Origin of the sequence: Rubrivivax albus, assembly GCF_004016515.1 — a bacterium.
In the GTDB taxonomy this organism is placed as follows: Bacteria; Pseudomonadota; Gammaproteobacteria; order Burkholderiales; family Burkholderiaceae_C; genus Rubrivivax; species Rubrivivax albus.
Window position 1 is genome coordinate 258006 of sequence record NZ_SACT01000002.1, and the last position, 25649, is coordinate 283654.

Genomic DNA, 25649 nt, shown 5'->3' on the forward strand with positions numbered 1-25649 from the left:
CTCACGAGGACCCACACCATGAACACGCCCCAACTGTCCTGGATCGGCCGCCTCTTCGCGGGCGACGCGCTGGATCGCATGGCCGCCGAGGCCCGGCAATGCCAGCAGGCCCGTGAAGCCGCCGAGGCGGCGCGCATCGAGGCCGAAGCCGACCTGGCCCAGCTCAAGGGCCACCTCGAGGAGGTGGAGACCGAGCTGAAGGTCCGCACCGACATCATGAACCTCACGAGCATCGTCTCCGAGGCCGACAAGAAGGGCGACATCCTGACGGTCAACGAGAAGTTCCTCGAGGTGTCGAAGTACCCGAAGAACGAGCTCATCGGCCACGGTCACAACACCACGAGGCACCCGGACATGCCCAAGGAGGTGTTCAAGGAGATGTGGGCCACCATCGGCCGCGGCAACATCTTCCGCGGCGTGGTGAAGAACCGGGCCAAGGACGGCACCCCGTACTACGTGGACGCGGTGATCGCCCCCATCCTGGGCGAGAACGGCAAGCCGAAGAAGTACCTCGGCGTGCGCTACGACATCACCGAGACCGAGATCGAACGCCAGAACGCGCGTGGAGTGCTCGGGGCGATCGACCAGAGCTATGCCTTCATCGAGTTCCAGCTCGACGGGACCATCCTGCACGCCAACGAGAACTTCCTGAAGGCGCTGGGCTACCGGCTCGACGAGATCAAGGGCCAGCACCACCGCATCTTCGTCGACCCCAAGCTCGCCGCGTCGCCGGAGTACACCCAGTTCTGGCGCGCGCTGGCCGACGGCAAGCCGCAGAACGACCTGTTCCGCCGCATCACCAAGGGCGGCGAGGACATCTGGATCCAGGCCGTCTATGCCCCGGTGAAGGACGAGATGGGCCGCGTCTTCAAGGTGGTGAAGATCGCCACCGACGTGACCGAGCAGGTGCGCTCGCGGCAGATGCTGGAACAGGCCGTGGAGCAGGCGCAGGAGGTCACGGCCGCCGCGCGCGGCGGCGACCTGTCGCAGCGCATCCCGCTGGACGGCAAGAGCGGCCCGATCCGCCAGCTCTGCGAAGGCGTGAACCAGCTGATGGAGACCACCTCGGTGATCTTCGACGACGTGGGCCGCGTCTTTGGCGCGCTGTCGGCCGGCGACCTCAGCCAGCGCATCACGCGCGACTACACCGGCGTCTTCGGCCAGGTCAAGGACGACGCCAACGCCACCAGCGAGAAGCTCTCGGCGATCATCGAGGACGTCGGCCGCGTCTTCGGCGGCATGGCGGCCGGTGACCTGACGCAGCGCATCGTGCGCGACGCCGAAGGCGTGTTCGACCAGGTCAAGAACGACGCCAACAGCACCTGCGACAAGCTGGCGTCCATCATCCAGGAAGTGCGCTCGGCCGCCGATGCGCTCACGGGTGCGGCCAACCAGGTCAGCGCCACGGCGCAGAGCCTGAGCCAGAGCGCCAGCGAGCAGGCCAGCTCGGTCGAGGAGACCACGGCCTCCATCGACATGATGTCGGCCAGCATCACGCAGAACAGCGACAACGCCAAGGTCACCGACGGCATGGCCACCAAGGCCAGCAAGGAGGCCACCGAGGGCGGCAGCGCCGTGACACGCACGGTGCAGGCGATGAAGCAGATCGCGCAGAAGATCAGCATCGTCGACGACATCGCCTACCAGACCAACCTGCTGGCACTGAACGCTGCCATCGAGGCCGCGCGTGCCGGTGAGCACGGCAAGGGCTTCGCCGTCGTGGCCGCCGAGGTGCGCCAGCTGGCCGAACGCAGCCAGGAAGCGGCCAAGGAGATCGGCGACCTGGCCAGCAACTCGGTGGACACCGCCGAGCGCGCCGGCAAGCTGCTCGACGAGATCGTGCCCAGCATCCAGAAGACCAGCGAACTGGTGCAGGAGATCGCCGCGGCCAGTTCGGAGCAGAGCCAGAGCGTGACCCAGATCGGCGGCGCCATGGGCCAGCTGAGCAAGGCCACGCAGCAGAACGCCTCGGCCTCGGAGGAGCTGGCGGCCACGTCGGAGGAGCTCTCCGGCCAGGCCGAGCAGCTGCAGCAGTCGGTGGCCTTCTTCACGCTGTCCGGCGCCGACACCGGCCTGGCGGCGGTGCCGGCCGGCCAGCGCCCCGCCGTCGAGCGCCGGGCGCCGAACTCGCCGATGCGCGGTGGCGCCAAGGCCGTGGCGGCCGCCCGCCCACTGGTGTCGGCCACCGGCACGCACGGCAACTTCCGCCCCTACTGACCCCGCCGGCACGCCTGCAGGAGCTGTTCGCATGAATGCCACACCGACACGCCCCGGACCTGGCCGATCCCACGACGCCGGCGCCCCGTCGACCGACACCCACGCGGCCCAGTACCTCACCTTCGCGCTGGGCGAGGAAGTCTTCGCGATGGACATCCGCACCGTGCGCGAGATCATCCAGCACCGGCCGAAGACGGCCGTGCCGCTGATGCCCGATTTCGTGCGCGGCGTCATCAACCTGCGCGGCGCCGTCGTGCCGGTGATCGACCTGCGTGCCCGCTTCGGCCGCGGCCAGGCCAGCGTGGGCAAGAAGACCTGCATCGTCATCTTCGACTCGATGCGTGCCGGCGAGCGGGTCGAGCTGGGCCTGATGGTGGACGCCGTCAGCGAGGTGATCGAGATCGCCGCCGACCGGATCGAACCGCCACCGGACTTCGGCGCCTCGGTGCGCCGTGACTTCATCCAGGGCATGGGCAAGGTCGGCGACCGGTTCGTGATCCTGCTCGAGCCCGACCGCGCCATCGACATCGACGAGATGGCCGACCTCTGCGCCGCCGGCTCGCTGGCGGCCGCCTGATCGCATCGACCCACGCGCCGAGATCCGCCACGCCATGCAGGCCCTGAGTGCACCCACCTTCAACCGCATCGCGGCGCTGATGTACGGCGCCGTCGGGCTGTCGTTCAACGAGAGCAAGCAGTCGCTGATCTCGTCCCGGCTGGCGCCGCGCATCCAGCGGCTGGGCCTGGGCAGCTTCGAGGACTACGCCGCGCTGATCGAATCACCGGACGACGGTGGCGAGTTCCAGATGGCGGTGGACCTGCTGACCACCAACGAGACCTACTTCTTCCGCGAGCCGGCGCATTTCGACCTCATCGAGCAGGTGCTCGGGCGCGAGAGACCTCGGCAGGTGTCGGTGTGGAGCGCCGCCTCGTCGTTCGGCGACGAGGCCTACAGCACCGGCATGCTGCTGGCCGACATGCACCAGCAGGGCCGGATCGGCGCCGACTGGTCGATCCTCGGCACCGACATCAGCGACCGCGTGCTGCAGAGCGCCTCGGCCGCCATCTACCCGCTCGACCGGATGCGCCACGTGCCACCGGAGCGCCTGAAGCGGCACTGCCTGCGCGGCGAGGGCGAGTCGGAGGGTCTCGTGCAGATCCAGCCCAGGCTGCGCGAGCGGGTGCGCTTCGGTCAGCTCAACCTGTGCGCCCCCCTTGACGCGACGCTGCCCGGTGCACCCTTCGACATCGTCTTCCTGCGCAACGTGCTGATCTACTTCGACCCGCCCACCAAGAAGGCCGTCACGGACAGGGTGCTGACCCAGCTGCGCCCCGGCGGCCTGTTCTTCATCGGCACGGCGGAAGGCCGCATCCCGTGCGACACCCCGCTGCAGTCACTGGCCCCGGGGGCCTTCCGAAAGCCCGCCGCGGCGGCGTGACGGCATGCCGACGCTCGAAGCCGGAGAGGTCCTGACCCTGCATCCGGGCGACGTTCGCCTGGGTCAGCGTGGTGACCGGCTGGGCACGCTGCTGGGCTCCTGCATCGCCGTGGTGCTGACCGACCCCCGACGCACCGTCGGCTGCATGTGCCACATCGTGCATGCACCACCGGCACGACCGACGGGCAGCCCGCGCGACGGGGCGTGGGGCGACGTCGCGCTCGACACCATGTACACGCTGCTGCTGGCCCACGGCATCGTGCCCGGCCTGTGCGAGGCCTATGTCTATGGCGGCGGGAACATGTTCCCCGCGCTGGTGGGCGGGCCGCACGTGGGCGAGGACAACGCCGCCTGGGTGTGCACGGCCCTGGCCGAGACCGGCATCCGTGTGCTGCACCAGGACCTCGGCGGCCGCAGCTACCGTCGCCTGAGCTGGACCGTGGGGGCGGAGGATCCGGTGGTCGAGGCCGTGGCGGTCTGAGACCAGCAGAGCAAGGAATCACCCATGGCCATCAAGCTGTTCATCGTCGACGACTCCGCCGTCGTGCGCCAGACCGTGGCACACCTGCTGCAGGGCGAAGCCGACATCGAGCTGATCGGCAGCGCACCCAACCCGATCCTGGCCGGCCCGCTGATCCGCCGGCAGCGCCCCGACGTGCTGCTGCTGGACATCGAGATGCCGGGCATGGACGGCTTGACCTTTCTGCGCCAGGTCATGGAGTCCGACCCTATCCCCACGGTGATCTGCTCGTCGCTGTCCACCGAGGGCAGTCGCTACGCGGTGGACGCGCTGTCCGCCGGGGCCGTGGCCGTGGTGGCCAAGCCGCGCCTGGGCCTCAAGCAGTTCCTCGAGGATTCTCGCCGTGAACTGGTGCAGACGCTGCGCCTCGCCGCCCGTTCGCGCCCGCGCCCGGTGGCGGCCCGGCCGCCGGTGGCACCGGCAGCGGCGCCCGTTTCCACACGCGGCGGTCTGCACGCCCTGAGCATGAACAAGCCCGTGCTGATCGGCAGTTCCACCGGCGGCACGCAGGCCATCGAGGCCATCCTGCTGGCCCTGCCAGCCGACGCCCCCGGCATCGCCATCGTGCAGCACATGCCGGAGAAGTTCACCGCCATGTATGCGCAGCGGCTCGACAGCAGCTGCGCCATGAACGTGCGCGAGGCGCGTGACGGCGACCGCCTGGAGCGCGGCGTCGCCCTCATAGCGCCGGGCGGCCTTCACCTGCAGCTGCGCAAGGCCGGCGGACAGTACTTCGCCGTCGTGCGCGACGGCCCGCCGGTCAACCGCCACAAGCCCAGCGTGGACGTGCTGTTCCGGTCTGCCGCCGAATGCGTGGGCCGCGACGCCCTGGCCATCATGCTCACCGGCATGGGCGACGACGGTGCCCGCGGCATGAAGCAGCTTCACGACGGCGGCGTGCGCACGATGGCGCAGGACGAGCGCAGCTGTGTCGTGTTCGGCATGCCCAAGGAAGCCATCGCCCTCGGTGCGGTCGACGACGTGTTGCCGCTGGAACGCATCGCGTCCCAGATCCTTGCCTTCGATGCCCGCGGATGACCCGCCCGATCACCAGGAGACCGCCATGCTTCACCGACTGATCTACAGCAGCCAGGTGGCTGCGCCGATGAGCCCGGACACGATCGAGGCACTGCTGGCGCAAGCCCGCACGGCCAACGCCCGGCGCGACATCACCGGTGCGCTGGCCTTCGACAGCCAGCACTTCCTGCAGGTGCTGGAAGGCTCGGGCGAGGCCCTGAACCGGCTCTACGCGGCGCTGATGCACGACGCCAGGCACCGCGACCTGCGACTCATCGATTTCCGCGCGGTCGAGCAGCGCAGCTTCGACCAGTGGAGCATGGCCTTCGCGGCCGCCGACGGACGCACCGGCCGGATCTGCCGGCGCCACAGCGCCAGCAGCCGGCTCGACCCGGCCGCTGTCACGGCCACCGCCGCGCTCCAGATCCTCCAGGACATGGCGGCATTGCCCGCCCCGGCCGCGGTGGCCTGAGCGAACGCAAGCGCCGGACCCCATCCGCCGGCAACGGCGCATGGCCCACCTTGGCGGGCCGTGCTGGCTCCTTCGGCCGATGTGGTCCGGGGCGCGGATGACGAGCATGTCGGGCATGGCGGCAGATCGTCTGCCGCCGCGTCACCACGAGGACCCCCGACATGTTCCGCCTGCACCGAGGCGCGCTCGCCCGCGCCCGAGCGTCCACGCTCGCCGCTGCGCTCGCCACCACACTTGCCCTGGCCGCCTGCGGCGGCGGCAGCCCGTCGCCCCAGAGCCCGCCCGATGGCGGCGGGGGCCCGTCCACCCCTTCCGGCCCCACCGCGCCCGCACCGGCCCCGGCGCCGGAACGGTTCGCCGCACTGGGCACGTCGGCCGACAGCGTGAGCCTGGACTGGGTCACGCTTGCCGGCAGCGCCCGCGTCCGCCTGCAGCGCCAGCGCAGCGACGGCGGCTACGTCGACATCGCAGACCTGCCGGCGGGCCCCGGCCGGGTGGTCGACACCGGCCTGGCGCCGCAGACGCTCTACCGCTACCGCCTGGTGGCGCTGGAGGCGCCGACGCAGGCCCTGGCCGAAGCCAGCGCCACCACCACCGACGAGGTGGCCCCGGTCACCGCCACGGGCACACCGCAGGACGAGCCCGACACGCTCACGCTGGCCGCCGCCGGCGGCAGCGTGGCGGCGCCCGACGGCCGCATCACGCTGCAGCTGCCGGCCGGCGCTCTGGCGGCCGGCACGGCGGTGACGACGCAGGCCGTGAGCAACACCGCCCCGGACGGCGTGGGCCCGGCGCTGCACGTGCGCCTGGCCACCGCCCCGTCGGCCGCACTGACCGTGCGCGTGAATTGGGATGCCGCCCAGGACCCCCAGGCCGACGGCCTGCGCATCGGCCTGCAGCGCCCCGACGGCAGCTGGCTGTCGCTGCCGCTGTCGTCCGTCGACCGCGGCACGCGCACGCTGCAGGCCGAGATCCCGGCCGAGCTGATGCCGCTGCTGTCCGTCGCACCGGCGGCAGCCCGCGGCGCCACGCCGGCGGCGGACACCGGGCTGGTCATCGTCGACTTCACGATCGTGAAGTACCTGGGCTTCAAGCTGAAACCCGCCGTGGCGCGCGTGGCCGTCGGCGAGGGCCTGACGCTGGTGCCGGTGGCCCGCGTGCGCGGCTACGACGCCGGCATCGGCCTGTGCGAGACGCTGGACCCGGGCATCGAGGCCTGCGTGATCCAGCCGATCCTGGAAACGCGCGAGATCCCGCTGCTCAACACCAAGGCCGGCTTCGACCGCCGCTGGTACGTCTTCGCCAGCGAAGGCGGCGACGCCACCTACGGCACCATCGCGCCGCAGGGCAGCGTCGGCGCACGCTACCAGGCGCCGGCCGAGGTGCCGGACCCCGACACCGTGCTCGCCGCGCTGCACAGCGTGAACACGGCCACCGGGCGCACGGTGACGATCGCCTCGGCGATCACCATCGTCGACGACGTCTGGGTCGGTTCGCTGGGGGCCGTCGACGGCCCGTCGTCCGCTGGCACGACGATCCACGCCGACGCGCTGGTGGTGTGGCAGCGTGACCGCGCGTCGGAATCCGACGGCAAGCGCGTCTACCGCCCGGTGGGTGACGTGCACGCCTGGGTGACCGACGACGACTGCCAGGTGACCGTGGACCCGCCCACGCAGCCAGTCTCGGCCGACCCGCGGCTGGTGGTGCTGGAGATCGACGACGGTGCCAGCCCGCCCGCCTACCCAACGTACCGGTTGCGCCTGGTCACCTTCTGGAACAGCCTGCTGCACGCCACCTGCCCGAAGGCCAGCAGCAGCACGCCGGGCCTGTCCGGCTGGGGCTGGGAGGTGCAGGGCCAGGTGAGCGGCGACGGCACGCGCATCGAAGGCCAGGGCCTGCAGGAGCAGGCACAGATCACCTGGTCGTTCAGCCGGCCTTGAATGAAGCACGCGGCGTCGGCGCGGCGTCGGCCGCGGCGACGCCGTCGCGCCGCTGCGGCAACTGGGCCCACACGGCGCGCTTGGCGTCGTCGTCCAGCCGGCCCCAGGCCACGATCTCGTCGATCGTGCGCCAGCAGCCTTCGCACCAGCCGCTGGCCGGGTTCATGCGGCAGACGTTGATGCAGGGCGAAGGGACGGGAGACGGCAGCGGGTTCACGCTGGCGATGCTGTCACGTCGGCCACCGGCGCGCCGGTGAGCCGTTCCAAGTCCCCAGGCGCCAGCGGGAAGACCGCGTTCGGGTGGCCTGCTGCCGCCCAGATGCGTGCGAAGCGGAACAGCTCGCGGTCCACCAGCGTCACCGGCGGCGTGGCGTGCGCCACCGGCGAGACGCCGCCGATCGCGAAGCCGGTCTTCGCCTTGACGAAATCCGCATCGGCACGGCCGACGGCGCCGACCCGGGCGGCCACCTTCTTCTCGTCCACGCGCCGGTCGCCGCTGGTGACCACCAGCACGGCCGCGTCGTCGCTGCGGCGGCGGAAGATCACGCTCTTGGCGATCTGGCCGACCTCGACACCCAGCGCGTCGGCGGCCTGCTGCGAGGTGCGGGCGGCGCTGTCCAGCCACACCGGTGCATCCGCGTGGCCGGCGGCGGCCAGTGGCGCGGCCACGCGCTTGACGCTGTCGGGGAACTGCTCGCTCATCCCTCGGTCATCCGGATCAGTTCGGCGCCTTCGGCCACCTGGTCGCCCACGCCACACAGCAGCTCGCCCACGGTGCCGTCGCGCGGCGCGTGCAGCGTGTGCTCCATCTTCATCGCCTCCATCACGGCCACGGCCTGGCCCTGCTTGACGGCATCGCCAGCCTTCACGGCCAGCGAGATCACCTTGCCCGGCATCGGCGCCGTCAGCCGGCCCTCGGCGGCCCCGTCGCCGGCATGGGCCAGGCGGTCGACCTCGGTGAGCACCACACTGCCCTCGGGCGCGAAGACGGCGATGCGTTCGCCCTGGCGGTAGACGCTCAGGCGCAGGCGGCGCTCGCCCAGGGTCAGGTCGTGCGCCCCTGCGCCGAGGTGGGTGGCCGCGAACGGCCAGCGGGCATCGCCCAGTTCCAGCACCGTGGCACCGTCGTGCAGGCGCGTCAGGTGCGCCACCACCGCGCGGCCGCCGATGTCGAGGTCGAAGCGCCGGCGCGCACCGCCATGCAGCCGCCAGCCGTCGCGGCGGCTGAAGGGGTCGGCATCCTCGAGTGCGCGCTCCTCGGCCTGCGCCAGCGCGGCCACGCCGGCGGCGGCCACTTCATCGGCCAGCGGTGGCGCCTCGAACAGCGCCGGACGCTCGCGCTCGATGAGCGCCGTGTCCAGGTCAGCCGTGGCGAACGCGCGCGTGTTCACCACCCGGCGCAGGAAGGCCACGTTGGTCTGCAGGCCGACGATGTGCGTGTCGCGCAGGGCCGCGTCCAGCCGCGCCAGCGCCTGCGCGCGCGTCTCGCCCCAGACGATGAGCTTGGCGATCATCGAGTCGTACCAGGGGCTGATGGCGTCGCCTTCGTCGAAGCCGCGGTCGATGCGCGGCAGCCGACCGTCGTCCGGGCTGCGCGCGAAGGCCACGTGCGCCGGCCAGCGGGCCACGTGCAGCGCACCGGTGGCAGGCAGGAAGTTGGCGTCCGGGTTCTCGGCGCAGATGCGCGCCTCGATGGCGTGGCCACGGATGGCCAGTTCGGCCTGTGCCTTCGGCAGCGGCTCGCCGGCGGCCACGCGCAACTGCCATTCCACCAAGTCCAGCCCGGTGATGGCCTCGGTGACCGGGTGCTCCACCTGCAGCCGGGTGTTCATCTCCATGAAGTAGAAGCGGATGTCACCGTCGTCCAGTTCCTCGGCGATGAACTCCACCGTGCCGGCACCGACGTAGCCCACGGCCTGGGCCGCGGCCACGGCTGCGGCGCCCATCTCCGCACGGCGGGCTTCGCTCATGCCGGGCGCGGGCGCCTCCTCGAACACCTTCTGGTGGCGGCGCTGCACCGAGCAGTCGCGCTCGAAGAGGTGCACGCAGCGGCCCTGCGTGTCGGCGAAGACCTGGATCTCGATGTGGCGCGGGCGCGTAACGTAGCGCTCCACCAGCACGTGGTCGCTGCCGAAGCTGGCCTTGGCCTCGCGCTGGCAGGAGGCGAGCGCATCGGCGAAGTCTGCCGCGCGCTCCACACGGCGCATGCCCTTGCCGCCCCCGCCGGCGCTGGCCTTGATCAGCACCGGGTAGCCGATGCGCTCGGCCTCGCGCGCCAGCAGCGCGGGGTCGTTGTCGTCACCGTGGTAGCCGGGCACCAGCGGCACGCCGGCCTTTTCCATCAGCGCCTTGGCGGCGGCCTTGCTGCCCATCGCAGCGATGGCCTTCGGCGGCGGGCCGATGAAGACCAGGCCGGCGGCGGCGCAGGCCTGCGCGAAATCCTCGTTCTCCGACAGGAAGCCGTAGCCCGGGTGCACGGCCTGCGCGCCGGTGGCCTGGGCGGCTTCCAGGATGCGCTGCCAGCGCAGGTAGCTGTCGCGGGCCGGCGCGCTGCCGATGTGCACCGCCTCGTCGCAGGCGGCCACGTGGCGCGCGTTCGCGTCGGCGTCGGAATACACGGCCACGGTGCGCACGCCCAGGCGGCGCGCTGTGGCGGCAACGCGGCACGCGATCTCGCCGCGGTTGGCAATGAGGATCTTGTCAAACATGGTTCAGCCTTCTTTCGGGCCGGAATCGGCGCCACAGGGCTCGGACGAACTTGAACGTGAATTGGATCAGCACGAGAGCGAACAGGATCCCGAACACGACGGCGCCAGCGGCCCAGAGCGGATGCTCCCAGGCCAGCCACAGCAAGGCGGGCACGGAGAGATCGCCCAGCAACGACAGCCCGATGTTGGAGAAGGGCTCCGGCGAGGTGTTGACCGCCGCCCGCGTGCTGGCCTTGGCCACGTGGCTGGTGGCCGCCAGCGTGCCCCCCAGCAGCGCGGCCAGCAGCGCCCATTGCTGCTGCTCGCCGCCGAGTACGCCACCGAACACGCCCGCGGCCAGCGCGGCGCCAGCAGGCACGCGGATGACGGTGTGCAGCGCATCCCAGGCCGAGTCGACCATCGGCACCTTGTCGGCCACGAACTCCACCAGCAGCAGCGCGCCGCTGCCCCACAGCACCACCGGCTGCTGCAGCAACTGCAGGCCGTCGGGCAGCGGGATCCAGCCCAGGTGGCCGGCCAGCCCGGTGAGGAAGACCACGGCGTACAGCCGCATGCCGCTGGCCCAGCCCAGCGCGGCGGCCAGGGCCAGCAGTTCGGCGGTGCCGAAGTTCAGGCCGCCTTCCACGCCGGGTCCCGCTTGTGGAGGAACGAGGCGATGCCCTCGCGGCCTTCGTCGCTGACGCGGATGTCGGCGATGCGGCGCGCCGTCTCGGCACGCAGCGGCTCGTCGATGGCGCGGCCGGCCACGTCCTGCACCAGGGCCTTGCAGGCCTTCACCGCGGCAGGGCCGTTGGCCACCAGCGTGGCGACGATGCCGTCCACCGTGGCGTCCAGCAGCGCCGCCGGCACACATTCGTGCACTAAGCCCAGCTGCGTGGCGCGCGCAGCATCGAATCGTTCGGCGGTGGTGAAGTAGCGGCGCGACGCCTGCTCGCCCAACGCCTTGACCACGTAGGGGCCGATGGTGGCCGGCAGCAGACCCAGGCGGGCTTCGGACAGGCAGAAGCTCACGCCTTCGGCTGCCACCAGCACGTCGCACACCGCGGCCAGGCCCATGCCGCCGGCGTAGCAGTCGCCGTGCACGCGGCCGACGATGGGTAGCGGGCAGCGGAACAGCGTCCACAACATGTCGGCCAGTGCCTGCGCGTCGGCGCGGTTCTGCTCCCAGGTGTAGCCGGCCATCGCGCGCATCCAGTTCAGGTCGGCGCCGGCGCAGAAGGCCTTGCCGTGGCCACCGAGCACGATGGCGCGCAGCGAGGCATCGGCACCCAGGCGGGTGAAGGCCTCGGAGAGCTCGGCGATCACGCCGTCGTTGAAGGCGTTGCGGACTTCGGGGCGGTTCAGGTAGACGCGGGCCACCGGCCCCTGGATCTGGATGTCGAGGGTGCTCATCGTTCAATACCTCTTCGCGGCCTCGTCCAGCATCACCTCCGTGGCACCGCCGCCGATGCCCAGCACGCGCGCATCGCGCCACAGGCGCTCCACCGGCGTGCCGGTCATGAAACCCATGCCGCCGTGGAACTGCTGGCAGGTGGCGGTGACCTCGTTGACCAGCTCGCCGGTCAGCGACTTCAGCAGCGACACGTCCTGCACGATGTCGTGGCCCTGCGTGACCCGCCAGGCGCAGTGCCAGGTGTAGGCCTCGGCGGCGCGGGTCTTGGCGTCGCACATCGCCAGGCGCTGGCGGATGGCCTGCTTGTCCCACAGCGGTGCGCCGAAGGCCTGGCGTGTGGTGACGTGCTCCAGCGCCAGGCGGATGGCCTGACGGCAGTGGCCCACGGCCATGGCCGCCAGCGCGATGCGTTCGGTCTGGAAGTTCTTCATCACCGCGTAGAAGCCCTTGTGCTCCATGCCCAGCAGGTGCGACGCCGGCACGCGGCAGGCGTCGAAATGCAGCTCGGCGGTGTCGCTGCTGCGCCAGCCGGTCTTGTCCAGGCTGCGGCCGACGCTGAAGCCGGGCGTGCCCTTCTCCACCGCGAAGATCGAGATGTCGCGCTTGCCTTCGCCGGTGCGCGCGGCCACGAAGTAGAGGTCGGCGTGCACGCCGTTGGTGATGAACAGCTTGCTGCCGTCGATCACGTAGTGGTCGCCATCGCGGCGCGCGGTGCTGCGGAGGCCGGCCACGTCCGAGCCCGCGCCGGGCTCGGTGACGGCCACCGCGGTGATGGTCTCGCCGCGGCAGATGCCGGGCATCCAGCGTGCCTTCTGCGCGGCGTTGCCACCGTGGTGCAGGTGCGGGCTGGCCATGTCGGTGTGCACCAGCACGGTGATGATGAAGCCGCCGAAGGTGCTGTCCGACAGCGCATCGGCGAAGGCCAGGTTGGTCAGCGCATCGGCGCCGGCGCCGCCGTACTCGGGCTCGTACATCAGCCCGAAGAAGCCGGCCTCGCCCATGTGGCGCAGCACGCTGCGCGGCACCATCCCGTCGCGCTCCCACTGCGCCGCGTGCGGCTCCACCTCGCGCGCGATGAAGCGCCGAACCTGCTCGCGCAGCAGTTCGTGGTCTTCGGTCAGGTAGGTGTTGGACATGCCGCCGGCCTCACATGCGGAAGACGCCGAACTGCGGCCGCTCCGGGATCGGCGCGTTCAGGCTGGCGCTGAGCCCCAGCGCCAGCACGCGGCGCGTGTCGGCCGGGTCGATGACGCCATCGTCCCAGAGCCGGGCGCTGGCGTAGTACGGGTGGGCCTGGTGCGCGAACTGGTCGAGGATGGGCTGCTTGAACGCGGCCTCCTCGTCGGCGCTCCAGGCGCCGCCCCTGGCCTCGATGCCGTCACGCTTGACGGTGGCCAGCACGCTGGCGGCCTGCTCGCCGCCCATCACGCCGATGCGCGCGTTCGGCCACATCCACAGGAAGCGCGGGCTGTACGCGCGGCCGCACATGCCGTAGTTGCCGGCGCCGAAGCTGCCACCGATGATGACGGTGAACTTGGGCACCGTGGCCGTGGCCACCGCCGTGACCATCTTCGCGCCGTGCTTGGCGATGCCTTCGGCCTCGTACTTGCGGCCGACCATGAAGCCGGTGATGTTCTGCAGGAAGACCAGCGGCACGCGGCGCTGGCAGCACAGTTCGATGAAGTGCGCACCCTTCATGGCGCTCTCGCTGAACAGCACGCCGTTGTTGGCCACGATGCCCACCGGCATGCCTTCGATGTGCGCGAAGCCAGTGACCAGCGTGCTGCCGTAGCGGGCCTTGAACTCGTCGAAGTCGGAACCGTCGACGATGCGGGCGATGACCTCGCGCACGTCGTAGGGCTTGCGCGCGTCCGTCGGGATCACGCCGTGCAGTTCCGTCGGGTCGTACAGGGGTGGCTTCGGTGGCTGCAGGCGCACCTGTTCGGCCTTGCGCCAGTTGAGGTTGCCCACCACGCTGCGCGCCAGCGCCAGCGCGTGCAGGTCGTTTTCGGCCAGGTGGTCGGCCACGCCCGACAGCCGCGTGTGCACGTCGCCGCCACCCAGGTCCTCGGCGCTGACCACCTCGCCGATGGCCGCCTTCACCAGCGGCGGGCCACCCAGGAAAATCGTGCCCTGGTTCTTGACGATGATGGTCTCGTCGCTCATCGCCGGCACGTAGGCGCCGCCTGCGGTGCAGCTGCCCATCACCACCGCGATCTGCGGGATGCCCTGGGCGCTCATGTTGGCCTGGTTGAAGAAGATGCGGCCGAAGTGCTCGCGGTCCGGGAACACCTCGTCCTGGTTGGGCAGGTTGGCGCCGCCGCTGTCCACCAGGTAGACGCAGGGCAGGCGGTTCTGCAGCGCGATCTCCTGCGCGCGCAGGTGCTTCTTCACCGTGACGGGGTAGTAGGTGCCACCCTTCACGGTGGCGTCGTTGCACACGACCATGCACTCGACGCCGCCGACACGCCCGATGCCGGCGATCATGCCGCCGCCCGGTGCGGCGCCGTCGTACATGTCGTGGCCGGCCAGCGCGCCGATTTCCAGGAACGGCGTGTCGGGGTCGAGCAGCATCTCCACGCGCTCGCGCGGCAGCAGCTTGCCACGCGCGGTGTGCCGGGCCCGCGCCGACTCGCCGCCGCCCAGGGCAATCAGCGCCAGCTTCGCGTTGAGGTCGGCCACCATGAGCCGCATGGCGTCGGCGCTGGCCTTGAAGTCGGCGCCTCGCGGGTTGAGCTTGGAGGTCAGCGTGGGCATGCAGGCGGTCTCCGGCAGGGCCGATCGGGTTCTGGGTTGACGTTTACGTTAACGTCAATTGTAGGGATCCGGGCCTCGGGCTTTCACCCGGGAACGGCATGCTGGCAGGCGCGCGCGGCCTGCCGTTCACTGGGGTAGCGTAACCGACCCCTGGTCAGCGGCACGCGCCTTGCCTACCATCGGACCATGCACCTGAGCACGCGCGAACAGCACGCCCTGGCCCGTGTGTTCGCGCTGCTGGCCGAGGGCCATGCGCCGCGCCCGCTTCGGCTGGCATTGGGCGAAGCGCTGCTGGACCTGCTGCAGGCCGACCACTTCGCGTCCTTCGTCTGGGATGGCGAGCGCGGCGTCTTCCAGGATGGCGTGTGGCTGAACATGGACGCGGCCAACCTGGCCGCCTACGACGCCTGGTTCCAGCACCACGACCCGATCACGCTGAAGCTGCAGGCCTGCCGGCACGCCACCGAGGTCAGCGAGGTGATGCCCTACGACGCGCTGCGCCGCACGGCCTTCTTCAACGACTTCCTGGCCCGCGACGGGCTGCACTGGGGCATCAACCTGCACGCCTTCGAAGGGGACCATGCGCTGGGCGACCTGCGCATCTGGCGCGGCCGGCAACGGGTTGGCTTCGACGCGCACGACAAGGCCCTGCTCGACCTCGTGGAGCCGGCCTTCGTGGCCGCGCTGGCACGGCAGCGGGCCGACGACACGGCCGCAAGACTGAGTCCCCGCGAGCGCGCGGTGGCGCTGGCGCTGCGCCGCGGCCTGACCGACAAGCAGATCGCGCGCGAGCTGGACCTCGCGGTGACCAGCGTGCGCACCTACCTCGTCAGGCTGCAGCAGAAGACCGGTGCGCAACGCCGCGCCGGCATCGCCGCCTGGGCATCGCGGCTGGAGGACTGAACCCGGCTCAGCGCCGCGGCGGTGGCAGCCGGCCGAGCAGCCGCTCGATCGACAGCCCCAGGCCGACGAGCGCGCGGTCGCTGCCCGGGGGCCCGTCGAGCTCCAGGCCCACCGGCAGGCTGGTGGTCGGGCCCAGGCCGCCGGGCAGCTGCAGCCCGGGCAGGCCGGCGTTGCTGCCGGGGTCGGTGTTGCGGATCGCGCCCATGAAGACCTCGACGCTGCTCGACTCGGGACCGGCCCGCATCGCCACGTGCGGCACGGTGGGAAACAGCAGCGCCTGCACGCGATGGCTGCGGAACAGGTCGGCGTACAGCGCCTGCAGCGCCGGCCGGCCGCTGCGCATGGCCGCCTCGTAGGCGGGCTGGGTGTCCACCAGCGTGTTGCCCGGGCCGGGCAGCTTGCGCGGGATGACCAGGGCCTCGTAGGTGCCCTTCACGTCGGGGCTGACGGCAGCAGCTGCCAGTTGCCCGATCGTCACGCCGCTGCCGCTGCGGGCCAGGTAGGCGACCATGTCGTCGTGGGCCTCGTACATCGCGATGGGGAAGCTCACGGCGCCATTGAGTCCGGGCAACGTGGGCGCGGCGATCTCGACCAGCTCGACGCCGGCGGCCCGCAGCTGCCGCAGCGTGGCGTCGAAGACCGCCTGCGTATCGGCATCCAGCCCGGCGACGAGTTCCTTCACCAGGCCCAGCCGCACACCGCGCAGCGGGGTCGGCGCGACGGCCGCGTCGCCGGTGATCACACGGTCCAGCAGTTCGACGTCGGCCATCGACAGCGCCATCGGGCCGGCGGTGTCGCGCGTGTGCGAGATCGGGGCGATGCCCTCGGCAGGGTAGCGGCCCATCGTCGGTCGCAGGCTGGCGCAGCCGTTGAAGGCGCAGGGGATGCGCACCGAGCCGCCGGTGTCGGTGCCAAGGCCCGCCACGACCACGCGCGCACCGATCGCGGCACCGGTGCCGGACGACGAGCCGCCGGCGCTGCGGCGGCGGTCGTAGGCGTTGCGCACGCCCGGCGCGGGGCCGGTCTGGAACGTCGGGTTCCAGCCGGAGATGCCGAACGCCAGCTCGTGCATGTTGGTCTTGCCCAGCACCACGGCACCGGCGGCGCGCAGCCGGGCCGCCACCGGTGCGTCGGCGCGTGGCACGTAGGTCTTCAGCGCCGGCGTGCCGGCCGTGCTGGGCAGGCCGGCCACCTCGATGTTGTCCTTGATCACGATCGGCACACCGGCCAACGGCCCGCAGGTGCCCCCTTGACGGGCATCCTGCGCACGGGCCGCCGCCAACGCGCCGGCCTCGTCGAGCGTGACGAAGGCGTTGAGGCCGGCGGTGGCGCGTGCGCGCGCCAGGGCCTGGCGCACCAGGTCCTCGCTGCGCACATGGCCGGCACAGACCAGCGCCGCGGTGGCGCCGGTGGCCAGGGGTTCGGGCGCGGCGGCGTGCAAGCTCGCCGGCAGCAGCGTGGCGGTCGCCGCGACGGCGAGGGTCTGGCGCAGGGTCATGGGCATCTCCCGGGCCGCGGGCTGCGGCATGCCCCGAGGATGTCAGCCAGGCGCCACGGCGTCTGTCATCGAAACCGACGACAGGCCTCGCCCGCCGTCAGAACGGCCCGCTCTCCAGCCAGCGCTCGATCTGCGGCCGGCGGTCGTTGCCCCAGAACGGCTCGCCGTCGACGATGAAGAAGGGGGCGCCGAAGACGCCGGCGGCGATGGCCTCGTCGTTGGCCTGTTTCAGGCGCATCTTCCAGACCGGGTCGTTCCAGGCGGCCTCGGCGGCGTCGGCGTCCAGGCCCTCTTCGGCGGCCAGCCCCTTCAGCGCGGCCGGCTCGTGCAGCGGCACGGCGCGCACGAACATCGCGCGCAGGCCGGCCGTGGCCCAGCGTGCGGCGGCATCGACACCCTGGGTGTCGTGCAGCCACCAGAACACGCGGGCCGCGTTCTGCGTGGGCACCGGGAATACCGGCGGCGGCGTGTAGGGCACGCCGGCGAAGCGCGCCGAGCGGGCGAAGTCGCGCAGCGAGTACGGCCCCTTCATCGGGAAGGCCGTGGGCGGCTTCAGCTCGGCCGCCTGGAAGGTGGCGCCCAGCAGCACGGCGTGGCGCTGCACGGTGCGCCCGTGGCGCGCGGCCACCGCGTCCACCCATTCGTTGGCGATGTAGGAGTACGGCGACGAGAAGTCGAACCAGAAGCGCAACGGATCCCTCATCGCGCCATCTTGCACCACCGTAGCATCACCGCATGTGGTGGTTGGACCTGATGTTGACCGCGGCCGCGGTCGTGGTAGCCCTGGCGATGCGCCCCTGGCGCGCGGTGGGCGCCGGTGGCCCGCCCTGGCCGTGGCTGGCGTGGTGGGCGGCCCTGCCGGCGCTGTGGGGCGTGGACCGTTTCGCCCAGGTGCCGCTGGTGCAGCCGTTGTCCGGCGCCTGCCTGCTGATGTGGATGGCCGGATGGCCGCTGGCGGTGCTGGGCCTGCTGCCGGTGGCCGCGGTGGTGTCGCTGCTGGCCGGGCTGCCGCCGGCCGAGGGCCTGCACCGGCTGGTGTGGCTGGGCCTGGTGCCGATGACACTGGCGCTGGGGCTCGGCGCGGCCATCCGCCGCTGGTTGCCCAACCACCTGTTCGTCTACATCCTGGGCCGCGGCTTCTTCGCCACCGCCATCGCCGGCAGCGTAGCGGGCGCCCTGTCGGTGACGCTGCACGGCGTGCCGGGTTCGCTGCAGCCCGGCGACCTGATGCTCGCGCGCTTCCTGGCCGCCTGGGGCGACGCCTTCCTCAGCGGCATGGTGGTGGCGATCTTCGTGGCCTTCCGCCCGCAGTGGCTGGCCACCTACGCCGACCGCATCTGGCTGCAGCGCGACGCCGACCGCCGCTGACGCCGTGGCTCAGCGCCGCCAGAACTGCGGCGTGAACAGCACCAGCAGGCTCAGCAGTTCCAGCCGGCCCAGCAGCATGCCGAAGGTGCAGACCCAGGTCTGGAAGTCGGTGAGCTTGCCGTAGTTCACCGCCGGGCCGACCTCGCCCAGGCCGGGCCCGATGTTGTTGACGCTGGCGATCACGGCGGTGAAGGCCGTGATCGGCTCCATGCCGCTGAACAGCAGCACCATGGTCAGGCCGACCAGGGTGGCGCCGTACATCATCATGAAGGCGATCACGTTCTGCATCACGCGCGGGTCCACCGCCTTGCCGCCCATGACCACCGGGTTGACGACGTTGGGATGCACGATGCGCACCAGCTCGCGCTGCGACTGCTTGAGCAGCAGCAGCATGCGCACCATCTTGATCCCGCCGCCGGTGCTGCCGGCGCAGGTGGCGAAGCAGCCCAGCAGCACCATCAGCAGCGCCGCGAACATCGGCCACTGCGCGTAGTCCTGCGACGCGTAGCCGGTGGTGGTGGCCAGCGACACCACGTGGAAAGCCGTGTGGCGCAGCGCCTCGGCGTAGGTGTCGTAGTGGCCGTCCAGACGGATATAGACCGAGATCAGCAGCACCGCGCCGACGATCACCGCCACGAAGGCGCGCACCTCCACGCTGGACCACAGCACGCGCAGCGAGCGCTGGCGCCAGGCGACGAAGTACATCGCAAAGCTGATGCCGGCCAGCATCATGAAGACGATCGCCACGCCCTCGATCAGCGGCGAGTTCCAGTAGCCGAAGCTGGCGTCGTGCGACGAGAAGCCGGCCAGGCCCATCGTCGTGCACATGTGCATGAAGGCGTCTTCCCAGCTCATGCCTGCCCAGCGGTAGGCGAAGAAGCAGGCCAGGCAGAACCAGAAGTACACCACCCACAGGCCGCGCGCCGTCTCGGCGATGCGCGGTGTCATCTTGGCGTCCTTCATCGGGCCGGCCATCTCGGCCTTGAACAGCTGCGTGCCGCCCACGCCCAGCAGCGGCAGGATGGCCACCGCCAGCACGATGATGCCCAACCCACCCACCAGCTGCAGGAAGCAGCGCCAGACGTTGACCGACAGCGGCAGGTGGTCGAGCCCGGTGAGCACGGTGGCGCCGGTGGCGGTGAAGCCGCTCATGGCCTCGAAGTAGGCGTCGGTGACGCTGATGCCCGGGATGGCCAGCCAAAGCGGCAGCGCGGCAAAGGCCGGCAGCACCACCCACACCAGCGCCACCAGCACGAAGCCGTCGCGCGGCTGCAGTTCGCGGCGGAAGCGGCGCGTGGCCAGGCTCATCAGCAGGCCGGCAGCGGCGGTGACGACGATGGACGTCACGAAGGCGCGCTCGGCCGCATCGTGGCGGCCCACGGCGAAGGCCAGCGGCACGAGCATCAGCAGCGCGAACAGCACCACCATGCGGCCCACGAGCGCAACGACGGCGAGGCGGTTCATCCGTTCAAGGGCCGAGGCAGCCCGGCCGTCCGAAGGCGACAGGGGCCCTCTCGAGAGGTGTCGGGCGAAGCGGGATCGGGGGTGCCATGCTCAGCCGAAGAAGGTGGCGCTGACCTGGAACAGCTTCTCCACCTGGCGCAGCATGCGCTTGCGCGGGACGAAGACGATGACGTGGTCGTCGGTGTGGACCTCGGTGTCGTGGTGCGGGATCACCACGTCCTTGCGCGCGGCGCCCTCGCCCACCTGCACGTCGCGCACGATGGCGCCGATCACGGCGCCGGCCGGCAGCGGGATCTGCTCTATGCGCCGACCCACCACCTTTGAGCTCTTGCGGTCGCCGCGCGCCACCACCTCCAGCACCTCCGAGGCCCCGCGGCGCAGGCTGTACACCGCCGCCACATCGCCACGGCGGACATGGGCCAGCAGTTCGCCGATCACCGTCTGCGACGGCGAGATCGCGATGTCGATCTGCGTGCCCTGGCCCTGCACCAGGTCGGCGTAGGCCTTGCGGTTGATCAGCGCCAGCACGCGGTGCGCGCCCATGCGCTTGGCCAGCAGGCAGGACATGATGTTGTCCTCGTCGTCGCTGGTCAGCGCCAGGAAGAGGTCGCACTCGGCGACGTTCTCGTCCTCGAGCAGATCCTCGTCGGTGCTGTCGCCCTTGAGCACCAGGGCATGGTCGGGCAGCTGCGTGGTCAGGTACTCGCAGCGCCGCGGGTCGGCCTCGATGATCTTGACGTGGCACTCGCCGGCGATGTGGCGCGCCAGGCGCAGGCCCACACGGCCGCCGCCGGCGATGATGACGCGCTTGACGGGGTCGTCGCGCCGGCGCATGGCGTCCAGCGCACGGCGGATGTGCTCGTTGGCGGCGAGCACGAAGACCTCGTCGCCGGCCTCCACGCGGGTGCTGCCGTCGCAGACGATCTGCCGGTCCAGGCCCATCAGGTCGCGGCGGTAGATGGCCACGATGCGCATCGGCACGTCGGGCACCAGCTGCGGCAATTCGCTGATCACGTGGCCCACCAGCGGCCCGCCCTGCACCGCGCGCACCGCGATCAGGCTCACCCGCTGCTGCGAGAACTCCAGCACCTGCAGTGCTTCCGGGAACTCGATGAGCTTGCGGATGTAGGTGGTCAGGCTTTCTTCCGGGCAGATGATCTCGTCGACCGCGAAGCCGCCCTTGCCCATGATGTCGCTGCCGTCGGCGAACTCCGGGCTGCGCACGCGGGCGATGCGCGTGGGGATCCCGAAGACCTCGTGCGCCACCTTGCAGGCCACGAGGTTGGTCTCGTCCAGCGGCGCGCAGGCGATGAGCATGTCGGCATCCTCGGCGCCGGCATCCTTCAGCACCGAGGGCTGGATGCCGTTGCCGGCCACGCCGCGCAGGTCCAGCCGGTCCTGCAGCACGGCCAGGCGCTGCGGATCGGTGTCGATGACGGTGATGTCGTTCTGCTCGGAGACGAGGCTCTCGGCCACGCTCTCGCCGACCCGGCCGGCGCCGAGGATCAGAATCTTCATGGCGCCGGATTATGGGGCGCGGCCGGGTACAGGCGCGCCAGCACGGCACGCGTGGCGGCAGCCAGCGGCGGCTGGAACGCCGCAGCATCGCCGGCCTTGCGCGCGTCGACCAGTCGGGCATGCTGCGGCGCCAGCTGCTCGGCCACCAGGGCACGCCAGTGCGGCGGCGCTTCGCCCGCGGCCCAGTCGCCCCGGCCGCGGCCGAAGTGGGCCACGGCCAGGTAGCGCAGCAGCGCCGCCTCGGCCTGCGCCAGCAGGGCGGCATCGGTCCAGGCCACGGCGCCGGCCGCACCGTCGCGGCCCTGCAGCCGGTTCACGGCGCGTGCCGCGCCGGCCGCGCCCAGCGCGCCGATCAGCCCGCCGGCGAGCAGGCCGCCGCCCAGCGTGAGGCCGCCGCTGGCGATGTCGGCCTTCAGCCCCGCCAGCGCGCCGGTGACCAGGCCGCCGACGACCGCAGCGCGGCCTTCGTCCACCGGCAACTGCACGTCGAAGTGGGTGGCGATGCGCGTCATCACCTCGGCCTGCGCGCTGCCGCGCAGGCCATGCAGCGCGATCAGCTCGGCCGTGTCCTGCTGCAGGGCCTGCTCCAGCCGCAGCGCCAGCGCCTGCTGCGCGACGACAGCGGGGTCCTCGCTGCGCGGCAGGCCCAGCGCGGCCCCGGCGCGGCGGGCGAGGTCGCGCAGGGCGCCGCCGGCGGGCATGGGCTCGCGGTCGGCGGCGGCACGCGCCAACCCGCGCGCCAGCAGCCCCATCGCGGCGTCGAAACGCTGCTCCGCCGCCGCCTGCCAGGCGGCGTGCAGGCGCTGCATGGCGGCGCGGGCCGGCCCATCCAGCACGCCCGCCACCTGGGCCAGCAGCACGCCTTCCTGCACCCAGCAGCGGGCAAAGGCGTCCAGCGGCAGCACGCCGCGCACCAGCGGGCGGCTGGCCAGGTGGGCGCGCCAGGCGTCCAGGTCGGCCTGCTCCTCGGCCGCCGGGCGCGGCGCACCGAGCTGGTTGAGCAGCACCAGCACCGGCTTGCCCATCCAGTGCAGCAGGTCCATCTCCGGGCCCACGTAGCCGGCGGCCGCCGGCGACTCGGCGGCGTTGACGAGGTAGAGCACCACATCCGCTTCGTCGCGCACCGCGCGCAGCGCCTGCTGGCTGGACCAGAAGGGGCGGTCGGCCAGACGATCCCAGGTGCCCGCGAGGAAACCCAGCAGCGGCTGCTCGGCCTGCTTCAGCCGGCGCACCAGGCGTGCGCTGTCGCCGAAGCCGGGCGTGTCCCACAGCATCAGGCGGTCGCCCTCCGGCGTCTGCAGCAGCAGGTGGCCGTCGGCGAATTCGGTGACGTGCGGCGCGTCGCGCACCTCCCCCACGTCGGCGCCCAGCAGCGTGCGCGCCAGCGTGGTCTTGCCGACGTTGGTGTGGGAGACGAGGGCCAGCGAGATCTGCATCGGCGCCCCGTTCACCGGTCCAGCGCGCGCTGCAGGGCCAGGCCCGCCACGGACGCCTCCGGCGCGTCCAGCGCCACGCTGACGAAAGGCTGCGCACCGACCAGCGCGCGCCAGGCGGCCTCGCGCTGCGCCAGGCGTTCGCCGTGCCCGAAGCGGCGCACGAAGCCGCTGTGGTCGGCCACGACGACGGGATCGGCCGCCGCCAGCGCCTGCAGCAGCCGCCCCTGCACCTCGGCCTCGGGTGTGGCGGCCAGGTCCACCAGCAGCACGGCGCGCGCGCCGGGCGGCGGGGTTGGCGGCTGGTCTTCGTCGCCCCAGTGCAGCGGGTCGGCCCACTGCACCGGCACGGTGGCGCCAAAGCCGGCGGCCAGCATGGCGCGCAAGCCGGCCGCGGCGGCGGAAGTCGGCGCCGCGCCATGCGACAGCACCCACAGCGCACGCTGCGGCTGCAGCAGCCAGCGGTCGAAGGCCGGGGCCGAGGTGTCGAGCGGGAAGTTGCGCGACAACGTGCCGGCCCGGTGCAGTGCCCTGGCGGTCAGCACGGCACGGGGCACCACCACCACCAGCAGCAGCTGCAGCGCCATCCAGCCGATCCACGGTGCGGCGCTGGCCGATGCCGGTGTGGCGGGCGTGACCCGCAGCGCCTCGAAGGCCTGGCCTGTGGGAAGCGCGCCGCCCGACAGCGCCAGCGCGGGTTGCAGACCCCAGGCCAGGGCCTGCTGCACGGTGTCCGGCGCCAGCAGGGTGCTGGCCCAGCCGGCGCGGTAGTCGAACACCAGGCCGCGCAGGCCCAGACCGACAATCAGGCCCAGCGCCAGGGCCCCGGCCGCCAGGTGCAGCAGCACCGCGGCGCGGGCCTGGAACAGCGCGGCAGCGGCGTCGGCCCATCGCCCCGCAAAGGCTGCCGGCAGGCCGGCGCCCCCACCGGCGCGACGCAGCCATTGGCCGAGCCGCGCGCGCAGGCCCCCCGAAACCGCAGGGCGCCGCAGCGCCTGCACCACCAGCCCCGCGTAAAGCAGGACGTTCCAGCCCAGCACGCCCCAGAACAGCGGGGACAGCAGGTTGAAGTAGGCGCCGCCCACCAGGGCGTCCGATGCCACGCCCGCCAGCAGCCCCACGACACCGGCCACACCGGCCCACGCGGGACGCCACCCCGGGCTGCCGAGCAGGCGCTGGATGCCGCGGTCGCGCGGTACCAGGCGCTGCATCGCCAGCCGCGCGCGTTCGGCCAGGCGCGCGTCGCGCGGCGCGTCGGCCGGCAGGTCCTGCGCGGCGGCGCGTGTGGCCCAGTCGCGGTCCTCGGCGGTCCACAGCGCCGTCGGGGGCTGGGCTTCCAGCGCCTGCAGCAGCAGCACGGCGCGGGCCTGGTCTTCGGTCATCTCAGTGCCGCCCGGTCGTTCCGAAGGCACTGAGCGCCCCCTTGGGGGGCAGCGAACGGCGTGAGCGTGGGGGTGGACACATCACGTGATGATGCCTGCGCTCGAGACCCAGGCTCAGACGCGCGCCTGCAGACCGTCGGCCAGGGCGATGCGGTAAGCGCGCCAACCGGGCACCGCGCTGGCCAGCAGGCCCGCGGCGCCGAGCACGCCCAGCCAGGTCCATTCCGCAACCCCCAGCGCCAACGGCTGCAGCACCAGGCCCAGCGTGTTCAGCGCCCAGGGTGCGGCCAGGGCCCAGGCCAGGGCCGTGGCCGCCACGCCGACGGCCAGACCCGTGAGGGTGACCAGGCTGCCTTCCAGCCCCAGCAGCAGCGCCACCGTGCGCGGCCCTGCGCCCACGGCGCGCAGGATGGCCAGTTCACGCCGACGCTGGTCCAGCCCGGCCAGGATCACCGCCACCAGGCCGAGCACGCTGACCACGGCCACCAGGCCGCTGGTGGCCAGCAGCGCACGCTCGCCGGCGCCCACCACGTCCCACAGCTCGTCCAGCGCCACGCCGGGCAGGATCGCCATCAGCGGCTCGGCACGGAACTCGGCGATGCGACGCTGGGTGGAAAACACCGCCGTGCGGCGTTCCAGCCCCACCAGCAGCGCGGTGATGGCCTTGGGCGCGAGGTCGCGCTGCAGCGCCTGTTCGGCGCTGACGCGCAGGCCGGGCAGCGGCACGCCGGCCATCCAGTCGAGGTGGATGGCCTCCATGCCGGCCAGGGTGATGTGCACCGAGCGGTCCACCGGCGTGCCGGTGCGGGCCAGGATGCCGACCACGGTGAAGGGCTTGTCGGCGTGGTCGTTGGCGGCGAAGCTGCCGTCGCCGTGGCTGAGCACGATCCTGGCGCCGGGTGCGTAGCCCAGGCGCTCGGCGACGTCGGCGCCGATGACGGCCTCGAACACGCCGTCGAGGCCGTCGCCGAAGGCCCGGCCCAGGGCGAAGCGCAGCGCCTGCCCGCCACCATGGCGGTAGTGGGCGAAGTAGGCGTCGCTGGTGCCGACGACGGCGAAGCCGCGGTGCGAGTCACCCAGCGAGATCGGGATCGTCCACGCCACGCCAGGCATGGCAGAGACCGCCTGCGCGCTGGACCAGGTGATGTTGTTGGTGGCGTTGCCGATGCGGAAAACCGAGTACAGCAGCAGCTGCACGGCCCCGGTGCGCGCACCGACGATGAGGTCGGTGCCGGCGATGGACTGCGCGAAGTTCTGCCGCACGTCCTGCCGCAGGCGCTCGATGCCCAGCAGCAGCAGCGTGGACAGCGCGATGGAGACCACCACGAGCGAGAGCACGAAGCGCCGGTTCCAGGCGCTGCGGGCGGCGAGGGTGAAAAGTCCCGTCATGGATTGGCAGGTTGCGGTACGGAGCGGAAGTTCATGTTCGAGCGCCCGTGGTCCTCGCGCTCCACCGCCTCTGCAGCAGGGCGGCGGCGGCGCCCGCGTTCTCCGGCCCACGCTCGCGGGGCGCTGCCATGGTTCATCCGCGGCCGAGGCTTCAACACCGCCAGTGGTGAATCAGCGTCCAGGCGACCGCGAATGGGGCCTGCGCCCGCAGGCGCCACCGCCACCCTGCGA

General features: G+C 72.0%; 23 protein-coding genes. 9 read left to right on the forward strand and 14 right to left on the reverse strand.

From position 1 onward, the window contains the following. Positions 1 to 18: 18 nt before the first annotated feature. The 7 genes from ENE75_RS07430 to ENE75_RS07460 all read left to right on the forward strand — a co-directional run bounded on the left by ENE75_RS07430 (position 19) and on the right by ENE75_RS07460 (position 7605). Positions 19 to 2217, forward strand: a complete 2199-nt coding sequence (locus ENE75_RS07430; protein WP_158288881.1) for a methyl-accepting chemotaxis protein — start codon at positions 19 to 21, stop codon at positions 2215 to 2217. Positions 2218 to 2248: 31 nt separating this feature from the next. Then, complete coding sequence (locus tag ENE75_RS07435) at positions 2249 to 2794, forward strand: chemotaxis protein CheW (RefSeq protein ID WP_128197406.1); 546 nt, start codon at positions 2249 to 2251, stop codon at positions 2792 to 2794. Between the two features lie 34 nt (positions 2795 to 2828). Beyond that, on the forward strand, positions 2829 to 3656 hold the full coding sequence (locus tag ENE75_RS07440) for a CheR family methyltransferase (RefSeq protein ID WP_128197408.1): 828 nt from the start codon (positions 2829 to 2831) through the stop codon (positions 3654 to 3656). A 4-nt stretch (positions 3657 to 3660) separates the two neighbouring features. Next, positions 3661 to 4137 carry a chemotaxis protein CheD gene (locus tag ENE75_RS07445; protein ID WP_128197411.1) on the forward strand — a complete coding sequence of 159 codons (477 nt, stop codon included), beginning with the start codon at positions 3661 to 3663 and terminating at the stop codon, positions 4135 to 4137. 24 nt (positions 4138 to 4161) lie between these two features. Next, positions 4162 to 5214, forward strand: coding sequence for a protein-glutamate methylesterase/protein-glutamine glutaminase (locus ENE75_RS07450; protein ID WP_128197414.1), 1053 nt, complete (start codon positions 4162 to 4164; stop codon positions 5212 to 5214). Between the two features lie 25 nt (positions 5215 to 5239). Continuing rightward, positions 5240 to 5665, forward strand: a complete 426-nt coding sequence (locus ENE75_RS07455) for a BLUF domain-containing protein (protein ID WP_158288882.1) — start codon at positions 5240 to 5242, stop codon at positions 5663 to 5665. Positions 5666 to 5826: 161 nt separating this feature from the next. Beyond that, positions 5827 to 7605: a hypothetical protein gene (locus ENE75_RS07460; protein WP_128197418.1), complete on the forward strand. Its 1779-nt coding sequence runs from the start codon at positions 5827 to 5829 to the stop codon at positions 7603 to 7605. Here the strand turns inward: ENE75_RS07460 and ENE75_RS07465 are convergent. Genes ENE75_RS07465 through ENE75_RS07495 form a run of 7 tightly spaced genes read right to left on the reverse strand, consistent with a single transcriptional unit; the run spans position 7592 to position 14463 of the window. After that, the gene (locus tag ENE75_RS07465) at positions 7592 to 7822 is read right to left on the reverse strand and encodes a DUF1289 domain-containing protein (RefSeq protein WP_375138470.1); all 231 of its coding nucleotides are present in this window, start codon (positions 7820 to 7822) and stop codon (positions 7592 to 7594) included. The genes ENE75_RS07460 and ENE75_RS07465 overlap by 14 nt on opposite strands. After that, a complete protein-coding gene (locus ENE75_RS07470; protein ID WP_128197420.1) occupies positions 7819 to 8307 on the reverse strand; it encodes a YbaK/EbsC family protein in 489 nt (162 codons plus the stop codon). The genes ENE75_RS07465 and ENE75_RS07470 overlap by 4 nt, the downstream gene beginning before the upstream one ends. Beyond that, on the reverse strand, positions 8304 to 10313 hold the full coding sequence (locus ENE75_RS07475) for an acetyl/propionyl/methylcrotonyl-CoA carboxylase subunit alpha (protein WP_128197422.1): 2010 nt from the start codon (positions 10311 to 10313) through the stop codon (positions 8304 to 8306). The genes ENE75_RS07470 and ENE75_RS07475 overlap by 4 nt, the downstream gene beginning before the upstream one ends. Next, on the reverse strand, positions 10306 to 10938 hold the full coding sequence (locus ENE75_RS07480) for a DUF4126 domain-containing protein (RefSeq protein ID WP_259371704.1): 633 nt from the start codon (positions 10936 to 10938) through the stop codon (positions 10306 to 10308). The genes ENE75_RS07475 and ENE75_RS07480 overlap by 8 nt, the downstream gene beginning before the upstream one ends. After that, positions 10923 to 11705 (reverse strand): enoyl-CoA hydratase/isomerase family protein, encoded by a 783-nt coding sequence (locus ENE75_RS07485; RefSeq protein WP_128197424.1) that lies wholly within the window; start codon positions 11703 to 11705, stop codon positions 10923 to 10925. The genes ENE75_RS07480 and ENE75_RS07485 overlap by 16 nt, the downstream gene beginning before the upstream one ends. Before the next feature lie 3 nt (positions 11706 to 11708). After that, positions 11709 to 12842, reverse strand: a complete 1134-nt coding sequence (locus ENE75_RS07490) for an acyl-CoA dehydrogenase family protein (RefSeq protein ID WP_128197426.1) — start codon at positions 12840 to 12842, stop codon at positions 11709 to 11711. A 10-nt stretch (positions 12843 to 12852) separates the two neighbouring features. Further along, positions 12853 to 14463, reverse strand: a complete 1611-nt coding sequence (locus ENE75_RS07495) for a carboxyl transferase domain-containing protein (protein ID WP_128197428.1) — start codon at positions 14461 to 14463, stop codon at positions 12853 to 12855. Between the two features lie 186 nt (positions 14464 to 14649). Between ENE75_RS07495 and ENE75_RS07500 the strand changes: the two genes are divergently transcribed. After that, the gene (locus ENE75_RS07500) at positions 14650 to 15366 is read left to right on the forward strand and encodes a helix-turn-helix transcriptional regulator (protein ID WP_128197430.1); all 717 of its coding nucleotides are present in this window, start codon (positions 14650 to 14652) and stop codon (positions 15364 to 15366) included. A 7-nt stretch (positions 15367 to 15373) separates the two neighbouring features. On the opposite strand, the gene iaaH is transcribed toward ENE75_RS07500, so the two are convergent. Together iaaH and ENE75_RS07510 are read right to left on the reverse strand one after the other, a co-directional pair. Continuing rightward, positions 15374 to 16870: an indoleacetamide hydrolase gene (iaaH, locus tag ENE75_RS07505; RefSeq protein WP_128198224.1), complete on the reverse strand. Its 1497-nt coding sequence runs from the start codon at positions 16868 to 16870 to the stop codon at positions 15374 to 15376. A gap of 91 nt (positions 16871 to 16961) precedes the next feature. After that, a complete protein-coding gene (locus ENE75_RS07510; RefSeq protein WP_128197432.1) occupies positions 16962 to 17567 on the reverse strand; it encodes a 2-hydroxychromene-2-carboxylate isomerase in 606 nt (201 codons plus the stop codon). A 32-nt stretch (positions 17568 to 17599) separates the two neighbouring features. Here ENE75_RS07510 and ENE75_RS07515 point away from each other — a divergent pair, with 32 nt between their 5' ends. Continuing rightward, positions 17600 to 18232, forward strand: coding sequence for a hypothetical protein (locus ENE75_RS07515; RefSeq protein ID WP_128197435.1), 633 nt, complete (start codon positions 17600 to 17602; stop codon positions 18230 to 18232). Positions 18233 to 18241: 9 nt separating this feature from the next. Here ENE75_RS07515 and ENE75_RS07520 read toward each other — a convergent pair whose 3' ends face one another. The 5 genes from ENE75_RS07520 to ENE75_RS07540 all read right to left on the reverse strand — a co-directional run bounded on the left by ENE75_RS07520 (position 18242) and on the right by ENE75_RS07540 (position 25418). Further along, positions 18242 to 19696 (reverse strand): TrkH family potassium uptake protein, encoded by a 1455-nt coding sequence (locus tag ENE75_RS07520; protein ID WP_128197437.1) that lies wholly within the window; start codon positions 19694 to 19696, stop codon positions 18242 to 18244. A gap of 90 nt (positions 19697 to 19786) precedes the next feature. After that, complete coding sequence (gene trkA, locus ENE75_RS07525; protein WP_128197440.1) at positions 19787 to 21214, reverse strand: Trk system potassium transporter TrkA; 1428 nt, start codon at positions 21212 to 21214, stop codon at positions 19787 to 19789. Then, entirely contained in the window at positions 21211 to 22650 is a 1440-nt protein-coding gene (locus ENE75_RS07530) for a GTPase domain-containing protein (protein WP_128197442.1), read from the reverse strand. The genes trkA and ENE75_RS07530 overlap by 4 nt, the downstream gene beginning before the upstream one ends. 11 nt (positions 22651 to 22661) lie before the next feature. Then, complete coding sequence (locus ENE75_RS07535; RefSeq protein WP_128197444.1) at positions 22662 to 24029, reverse strand: DUF2868 domain-containing protein; 1368 nt, start codon at positions 24027 to 24029, stop codon at positions 22662 to 22664. A 114-nt stretch (positions 24030 to 24143) separates the two neighbouring features. After that, positions 24144 to 25418 carry an ABC transporter permease gene (locus tag ENE75_RS07540; protein WP_128197446.1) on the reverse strand — a complete coding sequence of 425 codons (1275 nt, stop codon included), beginning with the start codon at positions 25416 to 25418 and terminating at the stop codon, positions 24144 to 24146. Positions 25419 to 25649 lie beyond the last annotated feature (231 nt).